Annotated in this window: 3 protein-coding genes; all 3 read right to left on the bottom strand. The window is 57.4% G+C overall.

Translation table 11 applies throughout. The features are described 5' to 3' along the window. Nucleotides 1-260, bottom strand: a 260-nt coding sequence (locus F8N85_RS34120; protein ID WP_150806867.1) for an IS110 family transposase, incomplete at its 3' end; no start/stop codon positions are given. 268 nt (nt 261-528) lie between these two features. Beyond that, nucleotides 529-1257 (bottom strand): UDP-2,3-diacylglucosamine diphosphatase, encoded by a 729-nt coding sequence (gene lpxH / locus F8N85_RS34115; RefSeq protein ID WP_150806916.1) that lies wholly within the window; start codon nt 1255-1257, stop codon nt 529-531. Then, on the bottom strand, nt 1254-1528 hold a 275-nt coding region (locus F8N85_RS34110), incomplete at its 5' end, for a peptidylprolyl isomerase (RefSeq protein ID WP_191636322.1). The genes F8N85_RS34110 and lpxH, both read right to left, overlap by 4 nt.

The following is a 1528-nucleotide window of genomic DNA, read 5'->3' as shown; positions in this document are numbered from 1 at the left end:
TTGGTCTGTGCAGGATTGACGACGCAGACCCGATAGCCCTTGTTGTACAAGAACTCGGCCAGCGCTTCATGGTAGATGCCGGTGGCCTCCATCACGATCAAGGCTGAAGGCTCGACATGCTTCTGCAGCCAGGCGTGGAACTCCTCGAACCCCTTGATTGCATTGGCCAGCTTGGCTTTGGTTTTATGTTTGCCGTTAGGCAGGTATTTGGCGATGTCAAAGGTGTGTTTAGCGGCGTCGACGCCAACATAATCGGACATGATCGTCTCCAATTGGATCAATTGTGATCATCACTGCACTCTGTCCAACCTTGCGAATGCGGGCTCTCGCCAGAGACGGGCCCAAGATACCGTTCGAACTATACGAGTGAGTGTGGAGGGTTGGAGCACGATCTACGTCGCAGGCTCTAGGCCTAAGGAGCTGCACGGCTTCCAGATCCCTCCCTCGATGATCAGTCGAGAACTATCGCTCCTGGCGGAGCGATAGTCGAGATACAAGGAGCTGCCGCAGGCTGCGATCTTTTGATCTTTACGGCGCTATGAAGTCAAACGGCGCCAACGCAAACCCTTGCTCATCCACCTGCAACGCCCAACCCTGACGGTCCCAATCCCCCAGCACAATGCGTCTGGCCGCTTGCTCGCCGATCTGCAGTTTGTGGATGGCCGGGCGGTGGGTGTGGCCGTGGACCAGGGTGCGTACGCCGTATTCCTGCATGATCCGCGGGATTTCCTCGGGGGTCACGTCGACGATGTCGTTGGCTTTCATCCGGGTCTGGGTGCGGCTTTCGCTGCGCAGTTTGCGCGCCAGCTTGTGCCGGGTGCCCAAGGGCAGGTGCCGCAGGATAAACAAGGTGACGGGATTGCGCAGGTAACGGCGCATGCGCATATAGGCTTCGTCGCGGGTGCAGAGGCTGTCGCCGTGCATCAGCAGCACCGGCTCGCCGTTCAATTCAACGACGCTCGGGTCTTTGAGCCGAGTGCACCCGGCGGCCTTGCAGAAGGCCTTGCCGAGCATGAAATCGCGATTGCCATGCATCAGGAACACCTGCGTACCGCTGTCGCTGAGTTCCCGTAGTGCCTGGCAAATGGAAAGCTGGTAGGGGGTCATGGCATCGTCGCCGATCCATGCCTCGAAAAAATCTCCCAATATGTACAACGCTTGCGCCGAGCGGGCACGCCCGCTCAGTAAATCCAGAAACGCCCGGGTAATATCCGGGCGCTCCTCTTCCAGATGCAAATCTGAAATCAGCAATATCACTCAATGATCTCGGCTTTCTCGATGATCACGTCTTCTGCTGGCACGTCTTGATGACCGGACTTCATAGTGGTGGCAACACCTTTGATCTTGTCGACAACGTCGCTGCCTTCGACCACTTTACCGAATACTGCATAACCCCAGCCTTGCGCGGTTTTGGCGCTGTGGTTGAGGAAGCTGTTGTCGGCAACGTTGATGAAGAACTGCGCGGAAGCCGAATGCGGCTCCATGGTGCGGGCCATGGCGACGGTGTACTTGTCGTTGGAAAGACCGT

The sequence above is a fragment of the Pseudomonas fluorescens genome (assembly GCF_902497875.1).
GTDB classification, from domain to species: domain Bacteria; phylum Pseudomonadota; class Gammaproteobacteria; order Pseudomonadales; family Pseudomonadaceae; genus Aquipseudomonas; species Aquipseudomonas fluorescens_BR.
Note: the sequence above shows the minus strand (reverse complement) of the source record. Positions and strands in the feature narration are given on the sequence as shown.